Annotated in this window: 23 protein-coding genes and 1 pseudogene; 12 read left to right on the plus strand and 12 right to left on the minus strand. The window is 69.7% G+C overall.

Translation table 11 applies throughout. From position 1 onward, the window contains the following. Positions 1-6 precede the first annotated feature (6 nt). The gene (locus AB0H49_RS02090; protein WP_357246148.1) at positions 7-810 is read right to left on the minus strand and encodes an RNA methyltransferase; all 804 of its coding nucleotides are present in this window, start codon (positions 808-810) and stop codon (positions 7-9) included. A 142-nt stretch (positions 811-952) separates the two neighbouring features. Between AB0H49_RS02090 and AB0H49_RS02095 the strand changes: the two genes are divergently transcribed. Together AB0H49_RS02095 and AB0H49_RS02100 are read left to right on the plus strand one after the other, a co-directional pair. Continuing rightward, positions 953-2,158, plus strand: coding sequence for a GNAT family N-acetyltransferase (locus tag AB0H49_RS02095; protein WP_357246151.1), 1,206 nt, complete (start codon positions 953-955; stop codon positions 2,156-2,158). Positions 2,159-2,237: 79 nt separating this feature from the next. After that, positions 2,238-2,639, plus strand: a complete 402-nt coding sequence (locus tag AB0H49_RS02100; protein WP_355000255.1) for a YccF domain-containing protein — start codon at positions 2,238-2,240, stop codon at positions 2,637-2,639. 33 nt (positions 2,640-2,672) lie between these two features. Here the strand turns inward: AB0H49_RS02100 and AB0H49_RS02105 are convergent, their stop codons facing one another. After that, positions 2,673-3,110: a MarR family transcriptional regulator gene (locus AB0H49_RS02105; protein ID WP_357246154.1), complete on the minus strand. Its 438-nt coding sequence runs from the start codon at positions 3,108-3,110 to the stop codon at positions 2,673-2,675. Between the two features lie 63 nt (positions 3,111-3,173). Here AB0H49_RS02105 and AB0H49_RS02110 point away from each other — a divergent pair, with 63 nt between their 5' ends. Beyond that, the gene (locus AB0H49_RS02110) at positions 3,174-3,416 is read left to right on the plus strand and encodes a DUF2530 domain-containing protein (RefSeq protein ID WP_355000257.1); all 243 of its coding nucleotides are present in this window, start codon (positions 3,174-3,176) and stop codon (positions 3,414-3,416) included. Here AB0H49_RS02110 and AB0H49_RS02115 read toward each other — a convergent pair whose 3' ends face one another. Continuing rightward, complete coding sequence (locus AB0H49_RS02115; protein ID WP_357246158.1) at positions 3,417-5,459, minus strand: neutral/alkaline ceramidase; 2,043 nt, start codon at positions 5,457-5,459, stop codon at positions 3,417-3,419. It lies immediately after the preceding gene. A 126-nt stretch (positions 5,460-5,585) separates the two neighbouring features. Here AB0H49_RS02115 and AB0H49_RS02120 point away from each other — a divergent pair, with 126 nt between their 5' ends. After that, positions 5,586-6,200 (plus strand): TetR/AcrR family transcriptional regulator, encoded by a 615-nt coding sequence (locus AB0H49_RS02120; protein ID WP_355000259.1) that lies wholly within the window; start codon positions 5,586-5,588, stop codon positions 6,198-6,200. A gap of 21 nt (positions 6,201-6,221) precedes the next feature. Here the strand turns inward: AB0H49_RS02120 and AB0H49_RS02125 are convergent, their stop codons facing one another. Then, positions 6,222-9,365, minus strand: a complete 3,144-nt coding sequence (locus tag AB0H49_RS02125; protein WP_357246161.1) for an ATP-binding protein — start codon at positions 9,363-9,365, stop codon at positions 6,222-6,224. On the opposite strand from AB0H49_RS02125, the gene AB0H49_RS02130 reads away from it, so the two are divergent. After that, positions 9,247-9,495: a hypothetical protein gene (locus AB0H49_RS02130; protein WP_357246631.1), complete on the plus strand. Its 249-nt coding sequence runs from the start codon at positions 9,247-9,249 to the stop codon at positions 9,493-9,495. The genes AB0H49_RS02125 and AB0H49_RS02130 overlap by 119 nt on opposite strands. Before the next feature lie 1,186 nt (positions 9,496-10,681). Here AB0H49_RS02130 and AB0H49_RS02135 read toward each other — a convergent pair. Then, positions 10,682-11,416 (minus strand): annotated as a pseudogene (locus AB0H49_RS02135) (DUF3027 domain-containing protein); the annotation flags it as partial. Positions 11,417-11,433: 17 nt separating this feature from the next. Between AB0H49_RS02135 and AB0H49_RS02140 the strand changes: the two are divergent. From AB0H49_RS02140 to AB0H49_RS02150, 3 genes are all read left to right on the plus strand, one after another. Then, entirely contained in the window at positions 11,434-12,207 is a 774-nt protein-coding gene (locus tag AB0H49_RS02140; RefSeq protein ID WP_357246164.1) for a glutaminyl-peptide cyclotransferase, read from the plus strand. A gap of 89 nt (positions 12,208-12,296) precedes the next feature. Further along, the gene (locus AB0H49_RS02145; RefSeq protein WP_357246167.1) at positions 12,297-14,126 is read left to right on the plus strand and encodes an MFS transporter; all 1,830 of its coding nucleotides are present in this window, start codon (positions 12,297-12,299) and stop codon (positions 14,124-14,126) included. Then, entirely contained in the window at positions 14,123-14,653 is a 531-nt protein-coding gene (locus tag AB0H49_RS02150) for a DUF2771 domain-containing protein (RefSeq protein WP_355000262.1), read from the plus strand. Before AB0H49_RS02145 ends, AB0H49_RS02150 begins: the two co-directional genes overlap by 4 nt. A 101-nt stretch (positions 14,654-14,754) precedes the next feature. Here AB0H49_RS02150 and AB0H49_RS02155 read toward each other — a convergent pair whose 3' ends face one another. After that, positions 14,755-15,180: a cold-shock protein gene (locus AB0H49_RS02155; RefSeq protein ID WP_355000549.1), complete on the minus strand. Its 426-nt coding sequence runs from the start codon at positions 15,178-15,180 to the stop codon at positions 14,755-14,757. Between the two features lie 202 nt (positions 15,181-15,382). On the opposite strand from AB0H49_RS02155, the gene AB0H49_RS02160 reads away from it, so the two are divergent. Both AB0H49_RS02160 and AB0H49_RS02165 read left to right on the plus strand, forming a co-directional pair. Continuing rightward, positions 15,383-15,625 carry a hypothetical protein gene (locus AB0H49_RS02160; protein WP_355000263.1) on the plus strand — a complete coding sequence of 81 codons (243 nt, stop codon included), beginning with the start codon at positions 15,383-15,385 and terminating at the stop codon, positions 15,623-15,625. A gap of 378 nt (positions 15,626-16,003) precedes the next feature. Beyond that, complete coding sequence (locus tag AB0H49_RS02165) at positions 16,004-16,645, plus strand: resuscitation-promoting factor Rpf1 domain-containing protein (RefSeq protein ID WP_357246170.1); 642 nt, start codon at positions 16,004-16,006, stop codon at positions 16,643-16,645. An 80-nt stretch (positions 16,646-16,725) separates the two neighbouring features. Here the strand turns inward: AB0H49_RS02165 and AB0H49_RS02170 are convergent, their stop codons facing one another. Then, positions 16,726-16,914: a hypothetical protein gene (locus AB0H49_RS02170; RefSeq protein WP_067840224.1), complete on the minus strand. Its 189-nt coding sequence runs from the start codon at positions 16,912-16,914 to the stop codon at positions 16,726-16,728. 226 nt (positions 16,915-17,140) lie between these two features. On the opposite strand from AB0H49_RS02170, the gene AB0H49_RS02175 reads away from it, so the two are divergent. Beyond that, positions 17,141-19,438 carry a helicase-associated domain-containing protein gene (locus tag AB0H49_RS02175; RefSeq protein WP_355000265.1) on the plus strand — a complete coding sequence of 766 codons (2,298 nt, stop codon included), beginning with the start codon at positions 17,141-17,143 and terminating at the stop codon, positions 19,436-19,438. On the opposite strand, the gene AB0H49_RS02180 is transcribed toward AB0H49_RS02175, so the two are convergent. Beyond that, on the minus strand, positions 19,439-19,966 hold the full coding sequence (locus tag AB0H49_RS02180) for a hypothetical protein (protein ID WP_355000266.1): 528 nt from the start codon (positions 19,964-19,966) through the stop codon (positions 19,439-19,441). A gap of 292 nt (positions 19,967-20,258) precedes the next feature. Here AB0H49_RS02180 and AB0H49_RS02185 point away from each other — a divergent pair, with 292 nt between their 5' ends. After that, positions 20,259-21,110 (plus strand): hypothetical protein, encoded by an 852-nt coding sequence (locus AB0H49_RS02185; protein WP_357246175.1) that lies wholly within the window; start codon positions 20,259-20,261, stop codon positions 21,108-21,110. 2 nt (positions 21,111-21,112) lie between these two features. On the opposite strand, the gene AB0H49_RS02190 is transcribed toward AB0H49_RS02185, so the two are convergent. From AB0H49_RS02190 to AB0H49_RS02205, 4 genes are all read right to left on the minus strand, one after another. Continuing rightward, the gene (locus AB0H49_RS02190; RefSeq protein WP_357246178.1) at positions 21,113-22,504 is read right to left on the minus strand and encodes a M1 family metallopeptidase; all 1,392 of its coding nucleotides are present in this window, start codon (positions 22,502-22,504) and stop codon (positions 21,113-21,115) included. A gap of 69 nt (positions 22,505-22,573) precedes the next feature. Next, complete coding sequence (locus AB0H49_RS02195) at positions 22,574-23,212, minus strand: LysE family translocator (RefSeq protein WP_357246180.1); 639 nt, start codon at positions 23,210-23,212, stop codon at positions 22,574-22,576. Positions 23,213-23,269: 57 nt separating this feature from the next. Further along, positions 23,270-23,938 carry a DUF3239 domain-containing protein gene (locus AB0H49_RS02200; protein ID WP_357246183.1) on the minus strand — a complete coding sequence of 223 codons (669 nt, stop codon included), beginning with the start codon at positions 23,936-23,938 and terminating at the stop codon, positions 23,270-23,272. Between the two features lie 40 nt (positions 23,939-23,978). Then, positions 23,979-25,637: a DNA repair helicase XPB gene (locus tag AB0H49_RS02205; RefSeq protein WP_355000271.1), complete on the minus strand. Its 1,659-nt coding sequence runs from the start codon at positions 25,635-25,637 to the stop codon at positions 23,979-23,981. Between the last annotated feature and the right edge of the window lie 22 nt (positions 25,638-25,659).

Here is a 25,659-nt window from a genome sequence, read left to right on the forward strand (position 1 = left end):
CGTCCCTCACGACGTTCTCACTCGTTCATAGAACGCCATGGCCGCGGCCGTGGCCACATTCAGCGAATCGGTGCCCGGCGACATCGGGATGCGCGCGCGGATGTCGGTCGCCCGCATCGCTTCCTCGGTGAGTCCGGGCCCCTCCGCGCCGAGCAACAGCGCGACCCGCTTGCCCGTCATCGCGGCGGCCAGATTCGGCGCCGTGGGGTTCGGGGTGAGCGCGATGATCTGAAAGCCTTTGCGCCGCAGTAGTTCCAGGCCGTTCGGCCAGTCCGGCACCGACGCGAACGGCACCCGCAGGACATGCCCCATCGACACCCGGACCGCGCGCCGGTACAGCGGATCGGCGCACCGGTCCCCGAACAGGATCGCCTCGGCCCCCAGCCCCGCCGCATTGCGGAACATCGACCCTAGATTCTCGTGATCGTTCACGCCCTCCAAGACGGCGACGGTTCGCGCGCCCTCGGTCACCTCGTCGAGCGTCAGCTCGGCGGGCCGCCGCGCCACCGCGAGCACCCCGCGATTGAGATGGAACCCCACGATCTCGGCCATGACCTCGGCCGTAGCCCGGTAGAACGGCACATCCACCGCGGCCAGATCCTCGGCCAACTGCTCGTACCTGCGCGCGACCCCCATCAGCGCGCTGGGCCGGAAGCGCGAGTCCAGCATCCGTTGCACGACAACCACGCCCTCGGCGATCACCAGCCCCTTGCGCCCCGGCAGGTCGGGCCGCCGATCCGCCGACGCCAGGTCGCGAAAATCGTCGACCCGGGAATCGCTGGGATCATCGATATCGATCACTTCGGCCACCGCCATATCCTGCCCGCCCCCGGACCCCGACCAGAAACCGCCACCCGCGAATCGTTCCCTCCCGTTCCCGGGCCGCCGACCGGCGCGGTGACGCAGCGAAATTCCGGTGCGCGGCGGTGTTCATACATGGGACGATCTGCCCATGACGCTCGTACCCGGCATCACCATTCGATCGGCGACCGAGGCGGATGCCCCGGGGATTCGGTTGCTCGTCGAGACCTCGTTCGGTACTCGATCGGACGAGGAGTGGTTGGGGCGGGCGGCGCAATTGTTCGCGCCGCTGGACTCGATCGTGGCGGTGGACGGTGATCGAGTAGTCGGGCACGTTCGCTCGCGAGAGATGATCCTGACCGTGCCGGGTGAGCGAACGGTCTCGGCCCGCGGCATCGCGGGGGTCGGTGTGGCGCCGACGCACCGCAGGCGCGGCATTCTGCGGGCGATGTACGTCGAACAGCACCGGCGCACCGAGGCGCAGGGCCTGCCGCTGACCATTTTCACGGCCAGCGAGGGCGGCATCTACGGTCGGTTCGGCTACGGCCCCGCGGTGCGCCAGAACGCGGTCACCATCGACCGCAGGTTCGCCGAATTCCTGCCGACCACACCGGATCCGGGTGGCGTCGAGCTCGTGATGCTCGCGAGTGTCACCGACCGGGTTCGCGAGATCTACGACCGCTGGCGCAGGCTGACGCCGGGCGCGCAGGTGCGGCCGGACGCGTCGTGGGGCAACCTGTTCGCCGATCCGGAGCGGTTCCGCCGCGGCGGCTCCGACCTTTTCACGCTGCTGCATCCGGACGGCTACGCGCTGTATCGCTACCACCACGAAGCCAGGGAGATGACCGTCGAGATCGACGAGATGCGGGCGGTCACCGCCGACGCGCACGCGGCGCTCTGGCGCGCGCTGTTCGGTCTGGACCTGGTCACCCGGATCAAGGCGGAGCTCAGCGACAACGACCCGCTCCCCTACCTGCTGAAGAACCCGCGGCTGGTTCGCACGACCGCCCGCTACGACGGCCTCTGGCTGCGTCTCATGGACGTCCCCGCGGCGCTCGCGGCCCGCGACTACCGGACCGATCTCGATGTCGTCCTCTCCGTCACCGATCCCTTCCGCGACGCGGGCGGCGTTTTCGCGCTCACCGTGCGCGACGGACGCGCCGAGTGCGTGCGCACCGACCGGGCCGCCGACATCGAACTGGGCATCGACGTGCTCGGCAGCATGTACCTCGGCGCGTACCCGGCGCGCGCGTTCGCGGCGGCGAATCGGTTGCAGGCCAAGGATTCCGCCAAGCTGCGCACGCTGGAGGAGGCGTTCGGCGCCGATCGCGACGCGGTGCTGGGTTGGTTCTTCTGACGAAGGGGCCGGTTCTCCCGGCCGACGCGCCCGGCCGGTAACTTCCCCGCGGCCGGGCGCTGGCTGGCATCCTGGAGATATGAAGCCGCTTCAGCTGGTCCTCAACATCATCTGGCTCATCTTCGCCGGGTTCTGGATGGCGCTCGGCTACATCCTGGCCGGGATCATCTGCTGCATCCTGATCATCACGATCCCGTTCGGCATCGCCTCGTTCCGCATCGCGGCCTACGTGCTGTGGCCGTTCGGCCGCACGACGGTGGAGAAGCCCGGCGCGGGGGCGGGCTCGCTGATCGGCAACATCATCTGGTTCATCGTGGCGGGCTGGTGGCTCGCGCTCGGCCACCTGCTGACCAGCATCCCGCTGTTCCTGTCGATCATCGGCATCCCGTTCGGCTGGGCGAACCTGAAGTTCATTCCGCTCTCGTTGTTCCCGCTCGGACGCGAGATCGTCGACAGCGACCAGCCGTTCGCCGCCAGGTAGGGAAGCACCACTCGCGATCCCGCGCGAAGCGGACTACTCCGATTCGGAGACGATCTGCTTCATGATGGCGACGGCTCGGGTGAGGATCTCGAGCTGGTCGCCGGTGAGGGTGGAGAGCTGTTCGGTCATCCAGGCTTCGCGGGCGCTGGCCTCGTCGGCGATCAGCGCCCGGCCGGATTCCGAGAGAGAGACGATGATTTGGCGGCCGTCTGTCGGGTGCGGCTTGCGCTCCACCAACTTCAGATCGGTCAGCGACGCGATGACCCTGGTCATCGACGGCGGCTGCACCCGCTCCTTGGCAGCCAGCGCGCCGGGCGTCATCGCGCCCTCGCGCGCCAAGGTGGCGAGGGCGGAGAGCTGGGTCAGCGAGATCTGTGAGTCGGCGCGTCGCCCCCGCAGATGTCGCGTCAGCCGAACCACCGCCAGCGAGAGTTCACCGGCGAGGGCTCTGACATCCGATGACGTTGTCACAGTGGCAAACGATACGGGACCCGCTGGGTGCGGCATGCCGGTTCCCGCAGCTACGCTGAGCCCGTGACCCAGAAAGTGCCGGAGATCCCGCCGCGGCTGACCGATCCGCGGCCGGTGCTCGTCGTCGGCAGCGCGCTGTGGGTGGTCGCCACCATCGTCGTGTGGGCCGGACCCGAGAGCTGGGAGCCGGCGCTTCCCGTCTGCCTGATGGGTCTGGTGGTCGGCCTCATCGGCTCGACCATCTTTTTGATCCAGCGCCGCGGCGCCCGGCGCGGCGACAAGGGCGCGCAGACCGGTCTGGAGTGATCAGCTCACCTGGAATTCCGCGCTCACCCCGGTGAAGGGGCGCAGTACGCCGTCGGCGCCGAGGCTGTCGGCGAAGTGCACGAAACGGTACTGCCCCGGCTCCGCGTCGGCGGGAACGTCCCAGGTGAACCGGGCCACCGATTCGGCGGACCCGCGCTTGCTCCAGTGATACCGCACCGCCCACTCCCCCTCGTTGGCAACGCGCACCCAGCCGGTTCCGGTGCTGCGCTGCACCTCGAGGAAGGTGCCGTTGCGTCGCGGGTTGTGCTTCGGGTGGGCCGAAACGAACTCGGCGACAACGCGTTCGCCGCGTGCGCAGGAGGCGGGCTGGGTCAGCACGTCGCCGAAGCCACGGCCCGGCGGGGTGGCGTCGGGACCCGGCGCGGGCACGAAGTTCGGCTGGAGGTTCGAAACGTCACGCGGCGCGGGTCCGCGCGCGACCGTCGCCCCGGCCGCCAAAGCCGTTGCCAGACGGTGGAATTCCTGCTGGTAGGCGGGCAACGTGTAGCGGCCGTACAGCGTCGAGGCGCCCTCGTACTGCTGGGCGTCGTATTCCTCTGGGGTGGTGACGTATTCGTGGTAGGCATTGGCGTAGCCCTGGAGCAGCACCTGTTCCACGTCGACGCCCAGCGCCTCCGCCACGGCCCTGCGCACCCGCAGCCCGGACACGATGGTGAACTCACCGCCCGCGGCGGCCAGGTACAACTCGCCGATCCGCATCAGCTGGATCGGCACCACGCTCGGCACCCACGGCACCGGCGGAAGCAGACCGAGCGGCGCGGCAATCGCCTTGGGCGCCTGGGCATCCGCTAGCCAGGCCGGTGCGGGCTGGTTCGGATCGCCGAGCGCGCCGAGGAACGGGTTGCGCACGCCTTCCGGGATCGGGCCGCCCGGCAGACCGGGGCCGTCCTCGACGCTGCCCGCGATCAGCGAGACGCCCGCGGCGGCCGGAGCGGTGTGCCGCGGTCGACCGTCCGGGGTGAATCGCCCGTCTACCGCGATGTTCGCCAGGTCGATGTAGCAGAGCAGGGAGTCGACGGGTCCGCTCAGGGAGCGTGCCGCGTTCAGCGCGTTCTCGGCGGCGTCGTGTTGGCGTTCACCGATGATCCGGGTGTTCTCGAACTCGTCCTCGGTCGGCCCCGATCCGGGGCGCAGATTCAGGTTCGGCGACATGTCGCCCGCGTTGGTCTGGGCGAAGGCCGACACGAAATCCGGTGCGCCGTCGAGGTATCGGACGCCGTGGTCGGTGTGTTCGTGGGCGAAGGAGGCGTAACCCTTGTTGTCACCGCTGATCAAACGGTTGGCGTTGGTCATCGACGTGTTGTGCGTCGCGAACCAGGTGATCGCGCCGATCCGCTTGCCGCCCTTGGCAATCGAGAGCGCGGTCACCGTTGGGTCGATGGCGTCGGGGAAGTAGGCGCGATCGGCGGCCGGGTTGCGGTCGAAGGCGACGCGCGAGCGGTTGACGCTGGCATCGTGCAGTTCCGCGCGGCCAAGCGCGAGCGACGCGGGCCCGAGATCGGCGTGCGCGGCCGCGACGGCCTCCACGATCCCGTTCACCTCGGCGTCGTACACCTGCTGTTGGAAGCCGAGGATGGACAGGTTGTAGGCGTAGTCGTGACTGGAGCCGCCGCAGGTCGCGTGCGAGTGAGTGGAGGTGAGCAGCACGTTCTGCTCGGTGTAGAGATCGCCGAAGCGACGGGCCAGCTCGAGCAGCACGCCGCGGTGCACCGACTGGAAGATCATGCCGTTCTCCGCGACGACGAACACGACGCGCCGCCCGCCCGCGGCGATCACGTACGCGCGCGCCCGCGGGCGCAGGTGGATGCCCGCGGTGGTCTGCTCCAGCTGGGAGTAACCCATCATTCCGCACTCGGCGGCCGGGCCGGTGATGTCGGAGATGCCGACGCCCACCTGATAGCCCGAGTCCGGCGCGGCGGCGGCGGGACCCGCGGTCGGCCCCGATCCGATCGTCGTGGCGGCCGCGAGCGCCGCCGACCCCGCCGCGGTTCGGGCGAGAACCGTTCTGCGTGACACCGGCATCCGAGCCTCCCTTCGTCCGTTTGGCAGCGAACCACACAACTGGACGCACGTCCAGTCCAGATTTTTCGGCGGCGCGAATTGACTGCACGCGCCGCGAGCGCTTAACTCGCTGAGGTGTCCTCCCGATTGAGCGTCGAAGAACGACGGGCCCACCTTATCGAGGCCGCTATCGGCCTTGCCGAAAAAAAGGGCGTGGCCGGTGTGACCACGCGCGATGTGGCTCAAGCAGCCGGTGTCTCACTCGGTGTGGTGCATTACTGTTTCGAAAATAAGGACGCGCTGATGACCGAGCTGGTCAAGGCGTTGTCGATGGAATTACGCGATTCCGTCGACGCCAATGAAACAGTTTGGCAAGACGTCGAAAGTGGAAAAGAAGCGCTTCAAAAATTGGTGCGCGCCGGACTCGAACTGATGTGGCTGAACATCGAAGCCACACCGGAACGACAACTGCTCACTTACGAAACAACCACATATGCGTTGCGCGAAGGGGAACAGACCCCGAAGAAACTCGCGATCGCGCGCGAACAGTACGCCTTCAACGACTCCACGGTCGCCGACATCCTCGATCACGCGCGCGACGCCACGGCCACCTCGTGGTCGGTGCCGGTGCAGACACTGAGCCGGTTCACCCTCAATGTGATCGACGGCGTCGTGCTTCGCTGGCTGGTCGACAACGACAGCGAAGCGGTGCGGGCGCAGCTCGATCTGCTGAGCGAGATGCTCGCGGGGTACGCGACCTAGGCCCTCGGCTGTTCGTAGCGTCTAAGGGCTCTCGAACGTCGTTCCGTCGATGATGCTTTCGGGCGTCGTCGTGTCGATGAGGCTCGGGACGCGGATGTGCGTCTCGGTCCCCACGCGCCACCAAGGCACCGACACCGTCCCGGTCACCGCGCCGGACAGCCGCACGCGCAGGTCGTCGTGCAGCACCAGCTCGCCGTCCTGCGGTGCGAGTGAGAACAGTTCGCGCAGAACCACTCCCAGCGGGTCGGCGGACCACGAGGTGCGTCGGCCCGCGCCGAGTACCTCGGCTGTCACCGACTCCGAGACGAGCGGCAGGTCGAGCAGGGTCGCCAGGCTCGGTGCGGTCTCCTGGTCGCCGAGCACCAGGCGATCCGGGGGCAGCGCTAGGCCGAACCACGGCAGGTCGAGCACCATCGCGTCGGCGGCTTGCACCGCGTCGCCGGACAGTACGCGCACCCGTTCCGGCAGCACCAGCTCGGTGAGGTCGAGACGGGACGCCGCGGCGGCCAGGTGGCGGTGCGCGCGCGAAACGATCTGCGGCTCAGGGTTGTTCGCCGGATCGGCCAGCGCGGCGAGCAGCGCCTCGGCGAGGTCCGGGGTGATTCGCTCCGGATCCGCGAGGACCGAGCGCAGTACCGCCAAGTCGGCGTGGCTCAGGCCGGGAACCGCGAACCGTGGGAGCAGCCCGGTGAATTCGGTGTCGTCGGGATGCAGGTGGTGGCCGAGCGGGATGCCGTCGAGGCGGGCGTGCCTGCGCAGCCACCACGCGGTGTAGCCGTCCGGGTCGGCGAGCAGACGCCTGGTCTTCGGTTCGGCGAGCAGCTGGTGCAGGGCGTCCGGCCAGGCGATGTCGTCGATCAGGTCCAGGTCGCGGACGGCCGCGAACTCGGCGGGCTCCTCGGGCAGGCTCGCCCACCAGGACTCTTCGTCGTCCAGATGATGATCGGGCCCGGTCGGGTCGGACTCGGAGACGACGCCGAAATCCCAGCCGACGCCCACGGCCCGCAGCGCCTGCGCGCCGTACTCGTCCACGATTTCCTTGGCGACGGTGCCCAGCGGCGCGTCCTCGACGAGCAGCGCGTACAGCGGCGCCTCGGGCAGCAGCAGCTCGTCGGCGGGCAGCAATTCGCCTGCGGTGTCCGGCAATTCGATCGAGCCGAGCCAGGGCGGCAGCGCGTCCGCATCGGCGTACGCGGCCAAACGGAGCACCGCGTCGACCAGGTCGGGATCGTCGGGGTGGTCTTCCAGGTCCGCGTGCAGCGCCGGATCGGCGAGCAGGTCCGCCGCGGTGGCCGAGCGCGCACCGAGCCTGGACAGCAGGGGGTGCGCGGCCTCCGGATGGACCAGGCGCGCCCAGTGCAGCGGGATGGCGACCTCGAGCATGTCGTCGAGGACGACCGTGCGCGGACCGGTCACCAGGCGGCCGTCGGCCAGCGGTACAGCCAGCGCGCCGAGCTCTTCGGCGGACAGCGGGTCGACCACGAACGGCTCCAGCGCCGCGTACCAATCCCGCCACCAAGCGGGCGGGCGCTCCACACCGGCGGAGAGTTCGGCGAGCCGGGCGAGGCCGAGGCGGTGCACGTCCAGGACCGCGAGGGCCTCGGTGTGGGCGCGGCCCGAGAGCTCGGGGATGACCAAGGGGCCGACGATGTCGTCGAGGAGGTCGGCCAATTCCGGTGTGAGGTCGGGGAAGACGCTCGCGCGGGCGGGTACGGCCGCGGGGATTTCATTTGCGGCTGGTCCGACGGCAGGGTGCGCGCCGGGCCCGGACTCCACGGCAAGACCAGATGCCGGGCCGGAGTAAGTCCCCGCTGCGACGGTGGACGCAGCACCGGAACTGGACTCGGCGCCGACGTTCGGGTCGGCGTAGAGGTCCAGCTCGGCAGGGGTGGGCCCAGCGGCGGAGTCGGCAGCCGCTTCGAAGCTCGACCCCGCGACGGCGCCCAACCGGGCGGCGGAGTTCGGCGCGGCGTCGAGATTCAGCTCAGCGGCAGGGCCAGCTTCGGTGACGCGGCCCGGCTCGGCGGCGGGAATAGGCTTCGAGGGTGCGCCGACCACCGGCAGCCAGGGGTGCGTTTGCAGTTCGCGGATGAGGGCCTCACGGAGCAGGCCGTCGGTCTCGCTGCGGGCGAACCCTGGTGTGGGGACCAGGACGAGGCGGTCGGTCGCGGGGAGGGCGCGTGCGAAATCGGCGTAGCCGGAGGCCAGTTCGGTGATGCGGGCGCCGGGTAGCAGGCGGCGCCGGTCCGGTTGCATCGGAATGTCGGCGATCAGCAGGGCCGGGAGGGACAGTTCCTCGTCGGAGCGCGTGGGCGCGCGAAGGACGTCGTGCGGTGCGGCGTGGGGTTTGCCCTCGCGCAGCGGCAGCAGCCATCTCGCGCGGGCGGTGCGGAACTGCCACCACGTTCGGCGACGATCATCCGGACCCGACACCTGTAGTTCCTGGAGGCCGCCGCCGAGTTCGCGCACCGCGGAGGTGAACTCGTCGTCGCCGATCCGAATGGATTGCAGGGTGGGCAGTTCCAGGAGCAGATCCGCGGCCTCGTCGCGCATGGCGGCGAGCAATGCGTCGGCGTCGATGTCGGCGTGTAGGCGCAATACGACTTCGGTGTCGAAGCCCGGTGTGGGACATGCCTCCAGCGGCCAGGTCAACCGGAGGGCAGGAGGTTGGAAAGCTTGCGCGGCGTCGTTCGGAACCGTGTTGCCCGCCGAACCGGCCGTACCGTCGCCCGACACAGCGGCCGAATCATCGCGTGACGCAACGGCAGTACCGTCGCCCGACGCAACGGCCGAACGGTCGCCCGACACAGCGGCCGAATCATCGTGCGACGCAACGGCAGTACCGTCGCCCGACGCAACGGCCGAATCATCGCGCGACGCAACGGCAGTATCGTCGCCCGATGCAACGGCCGGATGGTTGCGCGGCGCGTCGGCCTGACGATGGTGATCGGCGACCAGGCCCGGTGTAGCTATCCCATACTCGCGCAGGGCCTCTCGCGTCCTGGCGCGGGAGAAGTGCAGCGACCCTGTGGTGGAACGGAATTCGATGTCGTCGCTCACCGTGAGCACGGCGGTGAAGCCGACACCGAACCGGCCGATGGAGGTCGGTTCGGCCTTTCCGGAAGCGCGCAGGGCGGTGAGCGCGTGGACGCCGGAGAGCTCCAAGGGCGCACCGGTGTTCGCGATGTACAGCGTGCGACCGTCCAGCCGAACGGAGATCCGACCCGCGGCACCCGCTTTGGCCGCGGCGTCGGCGGCGTTCTGCGCCAGCTCGGTCAGCAGGCGATCGCGGTAACCGGCCCGGACCAGATCCGCCTCGGTGGCGGCATCCTCCCGAAGCCGGGTCGGCGAATCACGCCAGGAAGCGAGGACGGCGGCGCGCAGCCCCTCGGTGCCGAACGGGTCGGCCGAGCCCGTCAGTTCCGCGGCGATGACCCGGACTCCGGTCCCGCGTCGGTCGCCGAACCCGGCTCGGCGGCAACGTCAGTCGCAGCCGCGTCGGTCTCACCCTCCGCCGCATCGTCAACCGTGGCGATTTCACCCGACGGCTGCTCCGCGTCGGTCATCGAACCGAACTCGGCGGCGACATCGTTCGCGGCACCTTCGGCCTCATCCTCGGCCGCGGCGACATCCGCGGCGAGGAGGTCGCGCGGCGTCGACGGTTCCGCCGCATCGGCAACGGCCGACTCGGCCGCCGTCGCGTCGGCGATCGCCTCCGGCTGGGCCTCGGCCGCGGCAGCTTCGGCGACCACTTCCGCCTGCTCGACTCCCTCGACGCCAGTCGCGGCTTCACCCTCGACAGCGATTCGCTCGTCGCTGCTGGCCACGGCATCGACCTGAGCATCACCGCTCACGGCGGCACCATCGGCGCTCAGCTCGGTTGCGGTCGAAGCCGTTTCGGCCAGAGCGGCCTCGGCACCGGTCGCTTCCGCCTGCCCAGCGTCCGCGGTCTCGACTCCCGACTCGCCCGCATCGGCCGACGGCGCTGTCTCAGCGCTCGCATCCGCATCGGCGGCCGTCTCCGAGGGCACCGACGGGTGTACCTCGGCGCTCGTCTCGGCAGCGTCCGCCTCAGCGGCGACGGCCTCCGGCTCGGTGTGGACGGTCTCAGCACTCACGGCGGCAGCGCCGTTCTCCGGGGTGACGGCAGCCTCTGGCACCGACGGGGCGCTAACAGCGCTCGCGTCGGTAGCGCCGTCCTCGATCGCGATGGCGGCTTCCGGCACCGACTGGGCGCTTTCGGCGCTCAGGTCGACAGCGGCCGCCTCGGACGCATCGGCCGCTTCCGACACGGATGGAGCAGTGCTCCCGGCACCGTCCTCGGTCACGGCGGCCGTACCCTTCACCGACGAGGCGCCTTCAGCGCTCACATCGCCAGCGGGAACCGACGCATCGGCCGTCTCCCCATCAGCGGAAACCTCTTCGTCCGCAACCTCTTCGGCAACGGACCGCTCGGCGCCTTTGCCCAACTCCTCCGGCGCGATCACATCGAACGCCGCGTCGTCGTAGGCCTCGTACAGCGGCGAACCGTTGCCCGTCGGTGCGACGACGTCGGAGTGCGCGCCGCACCCGTATTCGACGTGTACCACGTGTCCGTCCGCGCCCATCGCGTTGCCGCAGACGCCGAAAGCGGCGCGCAGGGCACCGGCGAGCGGGACGTAGAAGCCGCACTTGCCGCAGGTGGACGGCGCGGCCTTGGCCATCTCGGTGTCGGGGCCGTATTCGGAGTACCAGCGTTCGGCGGCCTCGATACGGCCTTCCTCGCTGAGCACCTTGGTGCGGCCGAGGCCGATCTCCAGCGCGACCTCGTCGACCTCCGGGTCGCCGCTGCGCACGTAGCCGGGCACCAGCCGGGGGTCGTCCTGCGGCGGGGCGAGCAGGTCGCCGGGCGCGAGATCGCCCGGCCGGATCCGCTGGTCCCACGGCACGAATTCGGGCGCGACCAAGGCGTCCGGACCGGGCAGCAGCGCGGACTCGCTGACCGTCGCGCGATCGGCGCCGGGTGGGGCCGCCACGACGACGGCCCACTGCCAGCCGCGATAGCCGGGCAGGGTGGCCTCGAAACGGTGGGTCGCCGCGCTCTCGTCCTCGACGCTGACGCCGAGGTGCGCGCCGACGGCGGAGGGCTCCAACTCCAGGAGCGCACGGCGGGCCAGGTCCGCGGCTTCGGCAAGGACCGGCCGGACGTCGGACTCCGAAACAGATGCTGCGCTCACGGCCTACATTTTGCCGTATGGAGCGGAATCGGCGTGCGTTGGCCATCGGTGTGCTGGTCGGTCTGCTCGCGACGTGCGGTTGCGGCGCCGAGGAGCCCGAGCCGCCGCGGCTGCGGATAGAGGTCGTCGGCACCCGGCCGCACGATCCGAAAGCCTTCACCCAGGGCCTCGAGGTGCACGGCGACGTCCTCTACGAAGGCACCGGACTGCGTGGTCGCTCCACCGTGCGCGCGACGGATCTGCGGACCGGCGCCGAACTGGCCCGCGCCGAAGTCCCCGCCCCGTATTTCGGCGAGGGCATCGCCAGAGCGGGCGACACGCTGTGGCAGCTCACCTGGCAGGACGGCATCGCTTTCGCGCGCGACCCGGTCACCCTCGCAACCCGGGCCGAGGCCGCCTACCAGGGCGAGGGCTGGGGCCTGTGCGCGCGGGACGGCCGGTTGGTCATGAGCGACGGCTCGAACACGCTGACCTTCCGCGACCCGGCCACCTTCGCCCCCACCGGTTCGGTGACCTTGAAGAACCGCAGCGGCGCGCACCTGAACGAACTCGATTGCGCCGCGGACGGTTCCGTCTACGCCAACGACTACCCGACGAACCGGATCCTGCGCATCGACCCGGACACCGGCGAAGTGCTCGGCGTCGCCGACGCCGCCGACCTGCTCACCCGCGAGCAGCGCGCCGAGGCCGACGTGCTCAACGGCATCGCCCAGCTCCCGGGCACCGACCGCTTCCTGATCACCGGGAAATACTGGCCGACCGTGTTCGAGGTCCGTTTCGTGCCCGCCTGAGTCTCGGCGGGGCGCGAGGAACGTCACTTCTGCCCGGCAACGAGGAGCGCCGGTGCGTTCCTGTCGCCGTAGTACGACAGAATTGAGTGGTGACTACTCCGCGCGATCCCTTCGGTCCCGAGCGTGGTCCATGGGATGGCGAGGAGCCGCCGATCGAACGGCATCCCGGCTACGACCGATATCCCCCGCCCAACGCGCCCGCCCGGCGCAGGCCGCTGCCGCCGCTGGATCCCGGCCGCAACGCACCCCAGCGCGGTCCGCTCGGTCCATTGCGCAAAACGCCGCAGGAGCCCGACCCGCACGCTCGAACACGCGAGCTCGGCCGCCGAGGGCAGGACGACGAGCCGACACGTAAGACCTCGCGCCGCGTCTTCCGACGGCAGCCCGCCGACACCAAGCGCTTCGAGGCGCCCGACCTGCCGCCCGAACCGGCGCAGCCGGAACCGGCCGCACCGCCGCCCGAACAGCGCACACCGCGCAAGCTGACCGTCACCAGGGTCGCCGCGCTGCGCGGCCGGGAGCTGACCGAGAAGGGCATCGCCACCTTCCAGCGCGCGGCCAAGGCCGACGGCGCGGACAAGTCCGGCCTCACCGCGCTGACCTACGCCACCATGGCGAACTTCGCGCTGGACGCCGCGATCGCGGTGGCGCTGGCCAACACGCTGTTCTTCGCCAGCGCCACCGCGGAGAGCAAGTCCAAGGTCGCGCTGTACCTGTTGATCACCATCGCGCCGTTCGCGGTGATCGCGCCGCTGATCGGCCCGCTGCTGGACCGATTGCAGCGCGGCCGCAGGCTGGCACTCGCCACCTCGTTCGGCGCGCGCGCCGTGCTCGCCGTGGTGCTGATCTTGCAGTTCGACACGTGGGCGCTCTATCCGCTCGCGCTGTGCATGATGATCGGCAGCAAGTCGTTCTCGGTCCTCAAGAGCGCCGTGACACCGCGCGTGCTACCGCCGGATATCGACTTGGTGCGCACCAACTCCCGGCTCACCGTCTTCGGTCTGGTCGGCGGCACCATCGGCGCGGGCGGCATCGCGGCGCTCGTCGCGGCGATCACGGGTTCCACGGGCGCGCTCGTGCTCGCCGTTCTCATCGCGGGCGCGGGCGCCTATCTGAGTCTGCGCATCCCGCGGTGGGTGGAGGTGACCGAGGGCGAAGTGCCCGCGACCCTGAGCTATCACGGCGACGACGCGAACACCGAGGTGCTGCGCGAGGGCGCGCAGTCCGCCGTGCCCGCGCGCAAACGCAGGCAGCCGCTCGGGCGCGCCGTCGTCACCGGACTGTGGGGCAACAGCGCCATCCGCGTGCTGACCGGCTTCCTCACCTTCTACGTGGCGTTCGTCGCCAAGGCGACCGAGCACCGGCCGGTGCAACAGGCGGCGATGCTCGGCGTGGTCGGCGCGGCCGCCGCGATCGGCAACTTCACCGGCAACGCCACCGGCGCCCGCCTGGCGCTCGGCAGGCCCTCGCTGATCGTGCTCGGCTGCACCGCCGCGTGCACCGGGGTCGCGGTGTTCGCGATCTTCGCCGACAACCTGCTCGGCGCGGCGGTCGCGACCCTGGTCGCGGCGGGCGCGAGCGCGCTGGCGAAGGTGTCGCTGGACGCGTCGATCCAGGACGATCTGCCGCCGGAGTCGATCGCCTCCGGCTTCGGCCGCTCGGAGACCGTGCTGCAACTGAGCTGGGTGGTCGGCGGCGCGGCGGGCGTGCTGCTGCCGACCGACTACTGGAAGGGCTTCGCGGTCGTTTCCGGAATACTCGTGCTCGGACTGATCCAGACCTTCGTCAGCTACCGCGGCCATTCGCTGTTGCCCGGCTTCGGCGGGAACCGGCCGCAGCACGCGGAACAGGAAGTGCCCGCGGCGCGGAAACCGCACGGCGACGGCATCCAACGAGAAACGGGAGATCCGATCTGGTGAACAAGCTCTCTGGCCGCACCGTCGCCGCGCTGGTCGGTGTCGCGCTGACGCTCGTAGTCGCGGTTACCGCCGTCGTGGTGATCGTGGCGGTGCGCAACGCGCCCGAGCACGACCCCGAGATCACCGCCTACGCGTACGGCAAGTCGGTCACGGTGCCGCCGTACCAGTACTGCGACATCCGGATCGTCGGCGACGACCAGCTCGACCTATCCAATTGCCGCCAGGGCGAATCCGTCGATCTCGAGGTGCCCGCGGGCTACCCGCTGCAACTGTCGCTGCCGCATTCGATCGCGGAGGCACCGTGGCTGGCGCAGCTGGTCTACGCGCTGCCGAACGGCGACATCGTGGATCGGGTCATCAGCCACAACGACTACCCCGACGGCACGCTGGCGCTGACCATCGATTCGCGTCCGCTGCCCGAACTCCGCCTCATCGGCGTGGAATTGCAGCTGCCGGTGCCCGCGATCGACGAGAGCGGCAGGGAGACAACCGTTCCGCACGCCGCCTGGTCGATCCGCACGGCCTGACCGCTCGATCCGCCGGGCGCGCACGGCATCCCGGCGGATCGGTCGAAATGCGTATCGCCGCCTTCGCTCCGGCCGTGCGCGGGGCTATCGACCTGTGTCGATCAGTGGTCGAGTTCCCGCGCGACGGCCCGGACGACCTCGGAAATGGTGCGCGCGGACTTGCGATCCGGGTACCGGCCCTTGCGCAGGTCCGGCTGCACCTTGGTCTCCAGCAGGGTGATCATGTCCTCGACCATCCCGTGCAGTTCGTCGGGCGTGCGGCGCGGACCGGCGGGTTCCTTGCGGTTGCCGCGATCGCGTTCCTGGCCCTGCCGCACCGACGGCGGCGCCTCGAGCAGCTTCAGGCTCAGCGCCTGCGGACCGCGACGGCCCGCCGCCATGCCGAATTCGACGCGCTGCCCGGGCTTCAGGCCTTCGACACCGTCGGGCAGCGCGGACGAGCGGACGTAGACGTCCTCACCCTCGTCCTGGGAAAGGAAGCCGAAGCCCTTTTCGACGTCGTACCACTTCACCCTGCCGGTCGGCACTGCGCTCACCCGTTCATCATCGACACCCGGACCCGGACGGTCCGAGCACATCCGTCTGCTCGAAACTGCGCGGCGAATTCCCGCCGGGAGCAGCTCCTGTCAGTTTGCGAAAAGAACGCGCCCCACAAGCCTGTAGGACGCGATTGTCATCGAGTCTACCCCGGTGGCAATAACCGAAGCACATCAGTTTTACGGTCGAGAGGTGACGAACCCTTCCGCGCCGCCGCCGCCGAGCGACTCGCCGCGCCGCTCCGGAGATTGGTTGTTGAAGCTCGCGCTCGCTCTGTTCGCGATCGGATTGCTGGCGGTCATCGCGATCTTCCTGACGCCGATCCTCACCGACGGCCTGCCGGGACTGTGGCTGTACCTGCTCGCGATGCTCGCGCCCGTCGGCTTCCTCTGCGCGCTGGTGTTCGCGCTGTGGTCCGGCCGCCGGTCCAGATGACCGCGAACTGAGTACCCGACCGGTTCGTTACCCACTCCAAGGTGTGATCCTCGTCACATCACGAGAAGGTCACGGAGGGGCAACAGTGCCAAAGCAGCGGCGTGTCGCGCCTCCTAGCTGCGCGGAAGCGGTCACGCACCCACCGAGACCACATCGAGACCCGCGCGTACACGCCGGTTACCAAATAGTGATTTTTCGCGCGGATCGACGTACGGTCTATCCCAGCCGGGACACCCGGCACCACCGGCCCGCCGCACCGAACCTCGCCCCGCGGGTACCGGACCCCGACGGATAACAGGGGCGAGGGCGGGACGGACGACCTCTCAGTCCGAACCCGAGCGAAACCTCGCAGGTGCGGACGAGAGGAAGACACCCGATATGAGTGGACGCCATCGCAAGCCGACCTCCACCGGGCGCACCGTAGCCAAGGTCGCCGTCACCGGCGCGATCTTCGGCACCGCAGGTGTGGCCCTCGCTGGAAACGCCAGCGCGGCTCCCGACTCCGACTGGGATCGCCTCGCACAGTGTGAAGCCGGCGGCAACTGGGGCATCAACACCGGCAACGGTTTCCAGGGCGGCCTGCAATTCTCCCCGAGCACCTGGAACTCGCACGGCGGCCAGGAGTTCGCGGCCACCGCCAACCAGGCCTCCCGCGAAGAGCAGATCGTCGTCGCCGAAAAGGTCCTGGCCTCGCAAGGCTGGGGCGCTTGGCCGTCGTGCTCGGCCAAGCTGGGGCTGAAGAGCGCCCCGACCGAGCGCAGCGCTCCGGCCAGCGCGGAGGCTCCGCGCTGGAACCCCGAGCCGTCCGCACCGCAGGCCCAGGCCCAGGCCCAGGCCGCCGACGCCAACCAAGAGATCTTCCAGGCCGTCGACCGCGCGATCGCCGCGGTGCAGCAGCAGGGCGTGCAGATTCCGCAGCCCGCACTCGATTTCTTCAACGCCGCCAAGGCGAACGGGGTCACGCTGGATCCCGCCGTCGTGAACTTCTACGAGGCGAACAAGGGCCTGCTGCCCTCCTGAGTCTCGTTTCACGAACAAGGCCCCCGCATCAACGAGGATGCGGGGGCCTTGTTCGTACCTGCGGCCGCGGTCGGCCGAGATCAGCGGTTGATCACCGTGTGCGGGTGCACGTAGGCCAGCTGCTCGGCCGGAACCGGAAACTCGGTGTCCTCGCCGTAGGGCGACAGGCCACCGGACCGGGTCGAGGAGAGCTCGGTGACCGCGTGATCACCATCGGCCACCTGGGGCCAACCGTTGTCGACATAGGGCTTCTTAGATTTGTTCACCACGCCCCTCATGCTAGCTCCCCCGCCTCTCCGCGTTTCAGGCCAGACCTAGGTGCGGGGCCGAGCAGCGTTGGCGGCCGGCGGTTGCGACGAGGGTGACGTCAGCCCGTCCCCGGTGAGTTACCCGGGCCGTGCGAAAGCTGTCGTCGCGTCAGGCATATCGGCATCTGCGATGGAACAGAGTGTCCTGGTCCGGCGAGCGGCCTGGTATCGCACTAGGCTGGATCGGATGACTCTGACCAGTGCCCTTGCCGCGTGGCTCGGGGCGCGCAGCGACGACCAGCTGGTGCGGCTGCTGCAGCTGCGGCCCGATCTCGCTGTGCCGCTGCCCTCCTCGATGGCGGTGCTGGCGGCCAGGGCCGAACAGCGCGCGTCGGTGCTGCGCGCCACCGACGATCTGAACACCCTCGACTTCGCCATCGTGGAAACGCTTGCCGTGCACGGCGCCTCGCGGGCGCCGGGCGACGGCACGCCGCTGACCCGAAAAGCGCTGCACGCGCAATTGAAAGGACGCGCGACCAAGGCCGCGATCGAGGAGTCGCTCGACCGTCTGACCGCCCGCGCCCTGGTCTGGCTCGACGGTGACGATCTGCATTCGAGCGCCGCGGCGGCCGAAGCCCTGCCGTGGCCGATCGGCAGCACCACCGAGTTGCCCGACGCGCTCACCGAAGCCGAGGTCGTCACGGCGCTTGCCGCGGTATCCCCCGCCGAACGCGCCCTGCTGGAGAAACTGGCGAGCACCGGTCCGCGCGGTCGCACCAAGGACGCCGCGCCGGGCACCCCCGCCGACCGTCCGGTTCAGCAGCTGCTCGCGCGCAGGCTGTTGCACCGGATCGACGACGAGACCGTGGAACTGCCGATCACGGTCGGCCAGGTGTTGCGCCGCGAGCCGGTCACCCATCCGCACGCGCTGACTCCCCCGAAGCCGGAGCCGGCCAAGTACGCGCCCGCCGACGTCAACGCCGTCGCGGCGGGCGAGGTGGGCGAGCTGCTGCGCCATTGCACCGACATCCTGGAGGCGCTGGGGCAGACGCCCGCACCAGCACTGCGCGCGGGCGGACTCGGCGTACGGGAGTTGCGCCGAGTCGCCAAGCAGACCGGCATCGACGAGACGCGAGCAGGTCTGCTCGTCGAATTGCTGGCGGCCGCGAAGCTCATCGAGAAGGGCCAGCCGGACCCGCCGCCGGATTTCGACTCGGTGGACGACTACTGGGCGCCGACGCCCGCCGCCGACGCCTGGCTGGAAGGGCCCGCCGCGCGGCGCTGGACCGTGCTCGCGATGGTGTGGCTCGATCTGGACCGGATGCCGTGGATGATCGGTATGCGCGACGCCAACGACAAACCGCTGGCCGCGCTCTCCCTGGAGCTGCGCACCCCGACCGCGCCACGGGACCGGCGCGCCATTCTGGAACTGCTCGCCGAATTCCCGTCCGGCAGCGCGCTCGACCCCACCGACATCGGCCGCATCCTGGCCTGGCGACAGCCGCGCTGGCGCAGGCACTTCCGGCGCGAGGCGATCGAGAACACCGTGCGCGAGGCGGCCGAGGTCGGTCTGATCGGACGCGGCGCGCTCGGCTCGCCCGGCCGCGCGCTGCTGCACGGCGCGGTGACCAGCGCGGCCGACGCCGAGGCCGCCATGGAGGAGGCGCTGCCCGCCCCGGTCGACCACGTCCTGGTGCAGGCCGACCTGACGGTGATCGCCCCCGGCCCGCTGACGGCCGAGCTGCAACAGCGGGTCGCGCTCGTCGCCGACGTCGAATCAGCTGGCGCGGCAACGGTCTATCGGATCGGCGAGGACTCGGTGCGGCGCGCGCTCGACGCCGGGCTGACGGCCGCCGAGCTGCACACGCTGTTCACCACGCACTCCCGCACGCCGATCCCGCAGGCGCTGACCTATCTCATCGATGACGTGGCCCGCAGGCACGGCAGGCTGCGCGCGGGCATGGCGCAGTCGTTCGTGCGCAGCGACGATCCGACGCTGCTCGCGCAGGTGCTGGCGGCGCCGGTCGCGGGCGCGCTCGCGTTGCGTGCGGTGGCGCCGACGGTGGCGATCTCGCAGGCGCCGCTCGGCGAGGTGCTCGAACAGCTGCGTGCGGCCGGGTTCGCGCCCGCGGGCGAGGATTCGGCGGGCGCGATCGTGGATCTGCGCACCCGCGGCGCGCGCATCTCGGTGCGGCCGAACGCGCGTCAGGCCTACCGGCCGTCGCCGCCGAGTACCGAACAGCTCGAGCTGCTCGTCGCCGAGCTCAGGGCGGGCGAGCGCGCGGCGAGCGCGCGCTCGGGTCAGTCGGTGCGCACGGACGGCACCAGAACGAGCACGGCCGCCACACTCGCGCTGCTGCAATTGGCGGCACGGGTGCGGCGGCCGGTGAACATCGGCTACGTCGACGCCTCGGGCGTCGCGTCCCAGCGCGTCGTCGAGCCGTTGAAAGTCGGCAACGGGCAACTCGACGCGCTGGACCCGGTGACGGGCGCGGTCCGGCACTTCACGTTGCACCGGATCGCGTCGGTCGCACTGCTCGAGTGATCAGCTGTTGGGCTTGCCCACGCAGAACAGGGTCTTCGGGTCGGAGACGGTGATGAACTCCGTGGCGCTCTCGCAGAGCAGTTCGTCGGTCTGGCCGTCGACGCGCTGCAGGACCTTGAAGGTCGCCTCGGTCGAGGTGCAGTCGACCCACTTGTACGGCGAGGTCGCGACGTCGTTGTAGCAGGCGCCCTGCGCGAAGTTCGGCGCCAGGCACAGGAACGCGGTGCCGCCGCTGGCCAGCTCTTCGGTGTAGCTGGTGTACTCCTTCGACGCGCATTCGGTCTTCTGGTCGAAGCTCTGGTGCACCTTGTACACAGCCTTGGGCGAGGAGCACTCGACCGGCTCGCCCTTGGTGGCGGTGGGCGAGTTGTCGGTGATGTTGATGCAGTCACCGACCTTCGTCTTGGCCACGTCGGACTTGGTTGCGTTGTCGATCGTCGAACAGCCGGTCACCGCGACCGCGAGGGCGGCCACCGCCAGGAGGGCGAGCACGACACGTGCCAGCAGCCTCGTTCCTGGGAACTTCACGGGAAAACCTCTCTCACCGAATACGTTCACGGGCGTGAACGCGGTGAGGATACCCGCACGATCGCGGTGACCGCATCAACTCGGTCCGGCGCGCGGCCTGGGCGGGTTCAGAGAATGGTGCCGTACATCCCGAGGATGGCGAATCCCAGCACGCGGGGGAGCAGTTGACCGAGCATTTGCAGACCAAAGTAGTTCACTGACAATGCCTTCCGCAGATCGCCCACTTGGTGGACGTTCGTCCAATACGTCGACTGTGTCGTCGGCGCACGGCGAGTCGTTACGCTTGGCAGGTATGACGCTCGAGGACGTCGCAGGCGACCTGTACGCAGTGGAGCCCTCCGAGTTCGTCGCGGCGCGCGCCGCACGGGTCGCCGAGGCCAAGGAGTCCGGCGACAAGGAGCTCGCGGCCGCCATCGGCAAGCTGCGCAAACCGACCGTCACCGCGTGGACGGTGAACCTGCTCGCCCGCTCGGTACCCGACGAAGTGGACGCCCTGCTTCGGCTCGGCGACGCCCTGCGCACGGCGCAGCGCCAACTGTCCGGCGACCAGCTGCGCACGCTGACCACCCAGCGGCAGCAGGTCGTCAACGCGCTGTCCCGACGGGCGGGGGCGCTGGCCGCCGAGGCGGGCAAGCCGGTGAACGAGGGCGTGCTGCGCGAGGTAGGCCAGACTCTGACCGCGGCCCTCGCCGACCCGGAGGTGGCCGATCAGGTGCGCACCGGCACGCTGGCCACCGCCGCGAGCTACGAGGGATTCGGTCCGGCCGGGCCGGAGCTGGTCGCGATCGACGGCAAGGGCTCCGCGAAGAAGCAGGCGCGCAAAGAACAGAAGGGCAAGGAACCGAAGACCGAGGAACCCGACGCGGAGGCTCGCCAGGAACTGGAAGACGCCCGCGCCGCGCTCGAATCAGCTGACGCCGCCATGGATTCGGCGCAGCGGGAGGCCGACGAGACGGCCGCGCGGCGCACCGAGATCGAGGAGCGGATCACCGCGCTGCGCGCCGAGCTCGAGCACGCCGAACAGGAGAAACAGTTCGCCCGCACCGCAGAACGCGGCGCGCAGGACGAGTTGCGTTCGGCGCAGCGGCAACTCGATCGGGTGCGGCGCTGGGTGGAACGGGCGCGGGCACGCGTGGAGGGCTGAGCTCAGAGCCGCAGGTCGCCAGGGAAGAGGTACTCGTCGGCGGGCGGTGCGGTCTGGTTCAGCCACGCGTCGAAGAATCCGCGCAGATCCGTCCCGGTCTTCGACTGCACGAACGCGCGGAACTCGGGCATCGAGGCGTTGCCGTAGGCGTGTCGGGCGAGGAATTCCCGCAACGCGCCGAAGAATACGTCGTCGCCGATTTGCTTGCGCAGGGCGTGCAGGAAGAGCGGGCCGCGGTAGTAGACCGAGGTGAACTCGAAACCGGCGCCGGGGTTTTCCAGCGGGATATCCCAGAAGGTCTGTTCGTCGTACCACTTCGCGATGGTCTCGCGGTACTGGGCGTCGACGTCCTTGCCCTCCATCCGCTCCGGCCACAAGTAGTCGGCGGTGTAACTGGCGAAGCACTCGTTGAGACAGATGTCGGACCACTGCCGCACCGATACCGCGTCACCCCACCACTGGTGCGCGATCTCGTGCACCACGGTCTGCAGATCGGTCCACGGAGCGTAGATCGGGCGGGTCTGGGTCTCCAAGGAGAACACGATGTCGGCGTCGACGTAGATGCCGCCCGCCGCGTCGAACGGGTACGGGCCGAAGAGCTGCTCGGTGAAGTCGAGGATCTCGGGCAGCCGCGCTTCGAGCTCGCGGTTGTGCTCGGCGTCGGGGGCGAAGGCGCTCAGCAGCGGCATGCCGTTGGCGCGCTGCTGCTCGAGGTAGGAGAAGTGGTCGATCGCGACGGTGGTCAGGTAGCCGAGGACCGGAGAGCGCGATTCCCAACTGACCGTGCGCTTGTCGGCATGCACCGAGTTCCGGGTGCGGTATCCGTTGGACATGACCTCCCACTCCGCGGGCACGGTCGCGTGCAGCGCGAAGGTGGCTTTGTCCAAGGGGGTGTCGTTGAGCGGGTACCAGGTGGTCGCGGAGTGCGGCTCACCGGCGACGAACGCGCCACCGCTCGGCGCGAAGGTCCAACCCTCGCCCACGGTGCTGGTCATCTCGCCCGCGTAATCGACGGTCACGGTGAACGGCAAGCCGGGCAGGATCGGCAGCAGCGGGGTGACCGTGAGTTCGTGCTCGCCGTTGCGGTCGAAGGAGGCGGGCTGGTTGTTCACCCAGACCATCCGCACGGGCGGCCCGGCGAAGTCGAGATTGAACGCGCGCAACGCCTGCGTCGCGACGGCGTCGATGCGGGTGCTGCCGTCGAGCAGGCGACTCGGCGGGTCGTAATCGATGGTGACGTCGTAGTGGCGGACGTCGTAGCCGCCGTTGCCGTCCATGGGGTAGTACGGATCGCCGAGCCCTGGCGCACCGACGAACGGGTCGGCGTTCGCCGGTCCCGCCGCCGTCAGCACGACCGCGGCGACCGCGGCACTTACCAAGCCGGACAACCTCATTCGACAACCGCCCCTCTCACCGCACCCCATACCGGTACCGGCGTACCGCGCAGGTGGATGGTAGCCGGTTCAGTCCGCGGTGCCGCTGAGTGCCACCGACGCGCCGAGTCCGACGATCATCGCGCCGCCCGCTCCGCCGACGGCTTCGAGCCTACGCGGCGACTTGGCGAACCAGCTGCGGGCCGAGGCGGCCAGCAACGCCCACGCGCTGTCGGACACCAGCGCGATGGCAAGGAACACCGTCCCGAGAACGACGAACTGCAAAGGCAGCGAACCGGTCGCCGGATCGACGAAATGCGGGAGCACGGCGGAGAAGAACACGATCCCCTTCGGGTTGGTCACGCCGACGAGCACGCTCTGCCGGAAGACGCGGCCGTCGGCGCCGGTGTCCACGCTCGCGCCGAGCGCGTCGCGCAAAGCCTTGCGTTCGCGGATCGCCTGCACGCCCAGGTAGACCAGATACAGCGCGCCCGCGAACTTCACCACGGTGAGCGCGAGCGACGAGGCGGCGAGCAAGGTGCCGAGCCCGATCGCGACGAAGACCAGGCAGATCAGCACGCCCGCGCAGTGGCCGACGGCCGAGATGAGCGCGGCCCGCCTGCCGAGGGCGAGCGCCCGCCCGACGGTGAACAGCACACCGGGGCCGGGGATCACGACGATGAGGGTGGCTGCGGCCATGAACGCCAACAGGTTGGTCATGGGAACCATCACGGCAGTGTATTTCGCCGTGGACGGCACACGGCGTGTCGCGCGAAGGCGGCGCGCTCAGTTGCCGAGATCGTCCGGCAGCTGCCGCGGATCGAGCAGCAGGCGCTTGGCCGAGGTGCGGCGCACCTGCGCGGCGAGCGCGAGATTGTCGGTGAGCAGTTGCCATTCGACCTCGCTGATGGCGGCGCGCGCCTTGGCGATGACCCGGTCGTCCCTGGTCCCCCAGGCGATCGGCATGGCGCTCACCGACTGCCAGCGCTCCCCCACCTGGCGCGGCGCGCGGTCGGTGCGGATCGCCACCGACGGCACCCGCTCGCCCGCGCGCTTCTCGTGCCCTGGCAGATCGCGCACCTTGCGGATCACCAAGGCGTAGCGCGGATCGGTCGCCTCGGGCGTCGACACGTCGACGAGCGCGAGCAGCACGACGCCGGTCGGATAGGTCTCCGAGACGACGGCGGGCACGAGTTCACCGTCGGCGTAGAGGCGATCGATGCTCGACCGGTGCGGCGACCACAGCGCCACCCACAGCGCGGTCACCGTGCCGAGCGCGAAGGCGACCGCCAGCAGATAGGACCACGGGTGGTTCAGCCAGATCAGATAGGCCGTCACGGTGGCGGCGATGACGGCGGCCGCGATCGCGGCGATGCGCAACCGGCGTAGGTCGGCGAACACTTCGTTCACCGCATGGGCGTGCCTGCGGTCCACCGCGAATTCGAAGCGTCGCACGTCTCTTTCCTAGCACACGTTGCGGAGGATTTGCCTCCACTTATCCGATGGCAGGACCCAGCAAGTCGTCGGCATCCGTAATGCGATACGCATACCCCTGCTCGGCCAGAAAACGCTGCCGGTGCGCGGCGTATTCGGCGTCCAGCGTGTCCCGGGCGACCACCGAATAGAAATGCGCCTGACCGCCGTCGTGCTTGGGACGCAACAGCCTGCCCAGCCGCTGCGCCTCCTCCTGGCGCGAACCGAAAGTTCCCGAAACCTGCACCGCCACCGAAGCTTCCGGCAAATCGATGGAGAAATTCGCGACCTTGCTCACCACCAGCACCGGAATCTCACCGCGCCGGAACGCGTCGAAAAGCTCTTCGCGCTCTTTGGTTTTCGTCGAACCCTGGATCACCGGCGCGTTCAAGTGCTCGCCCAATTCGTCGAGCTGTTCCAGGTACGCGCCGATCACCAGGCTCGGCGAATCCTTGTGCTTGGCCAGAATCGATTCCACCACCGCGATTTTGGTGCGCGCGGTCGAGCACAGCTTGTAGCGCTCCTCCGGCTCGGCGGTCGCGTATGACATCCGCTCGGCGTCGGTGAGCGTCACCCGCACCTCGATGCAGTCGGCCGGGGCGATCCAGCCCTGCGCCTCGATGTCCTTCCACGGTGCGTCGTAGCGCTTCGGGCCGATCAGCGAGAACACGTCGCCCTCGCGGCCGTCCTCGCGCACCAGGGTGGCGGTGAGGCCGAGCCTGCGCCGGGACTGCAGATCCGCGGTCATCCGGAAGACCGGCGCGGGCAGCAGGTGCACCTCGTCGTAGATGACCAGGCCCCAGTCGCGGCTGTCGAACAGCTCGAGGTGCTTGTACTCACCCTTCGTCCGGCGGGTGATCACCTGGTAGGTCGCGATGGTGATCGGCCGGATCTCCTTGCGCTCGCCGGAGTACTCGCCGATCTCGTCTTCGGTCAGCGAGGTGCGGGCCAGCAGCTCGCGCCGCCACTGCCTGCCCGCGACGGTGTTGGTCACCAGGATCAGCGTGGTCGCCTTGGCCTTGGCCATCGCCGCGGCGCCGACCATCGTCTTGCCCGCGCCGCACGGCAACACCACGACGCCAGAGCCGCCCGCCCAGAACGAGTCCGCCGCCATTTGCTGGTAGTCGCGTAGGTGCCAGTGGCCGCCGGCGTAGTCCAGCTCGATCGGATGGGCCTCGCCGTCGACGTACCCGGCCAGATCCTCGGCGGGCCAGCCGATCTTGAGCAGCATCTGCTTGATCCGCCCACGCTCGGACGGGTGCACCACCACGGTGTCGTCATCGATGCGCGCGCCGAGCATCGGGGCGATCTTCTTGTGCCGAAGCACCTCTTCCAGCACCGCGCGGTCCAGGCTGACCAGCGTGAGGCCGTGCGCGGGATGCTTCACCAGCTGCAACCTGCCGTACCTGGCCATGGTGTCGACCACGTCGACGAGCAGCGGCTGCGGCACCGCGTACCTGGAGTAGCTGACCAGAGCGTCGACCACCTGCTCGGCGTCGTGTCCGGCTGCGCGCGCGTTCCACAGCGCGAGCGGCGTCACCCGGTAGGTGTGCACGTGCTCGGGCGCGCGCTCCAGCTCGGCGAACGGCGCGATGGCCTGACGCGCCGTGTCGGCCAACTCGTGGTCGACCTCCAGCAGCAGCGTCTTGTCACTCTGAACGATCAGCGGACCGTCGGTCACAGTCTCTCCTCGTATCGGGGGC

Origin of the sequence: Nocardia sp. NPDC050713 (genome assembly GCF_040654315.1) — a bacterium.
In the GTDB taxonomy this organism is placed as follows: domain Bacteria; phylum Actinomycetota; class Actinomycetes; order Mycobacteriales; family Mycobacteriaceae; genus Nocardia.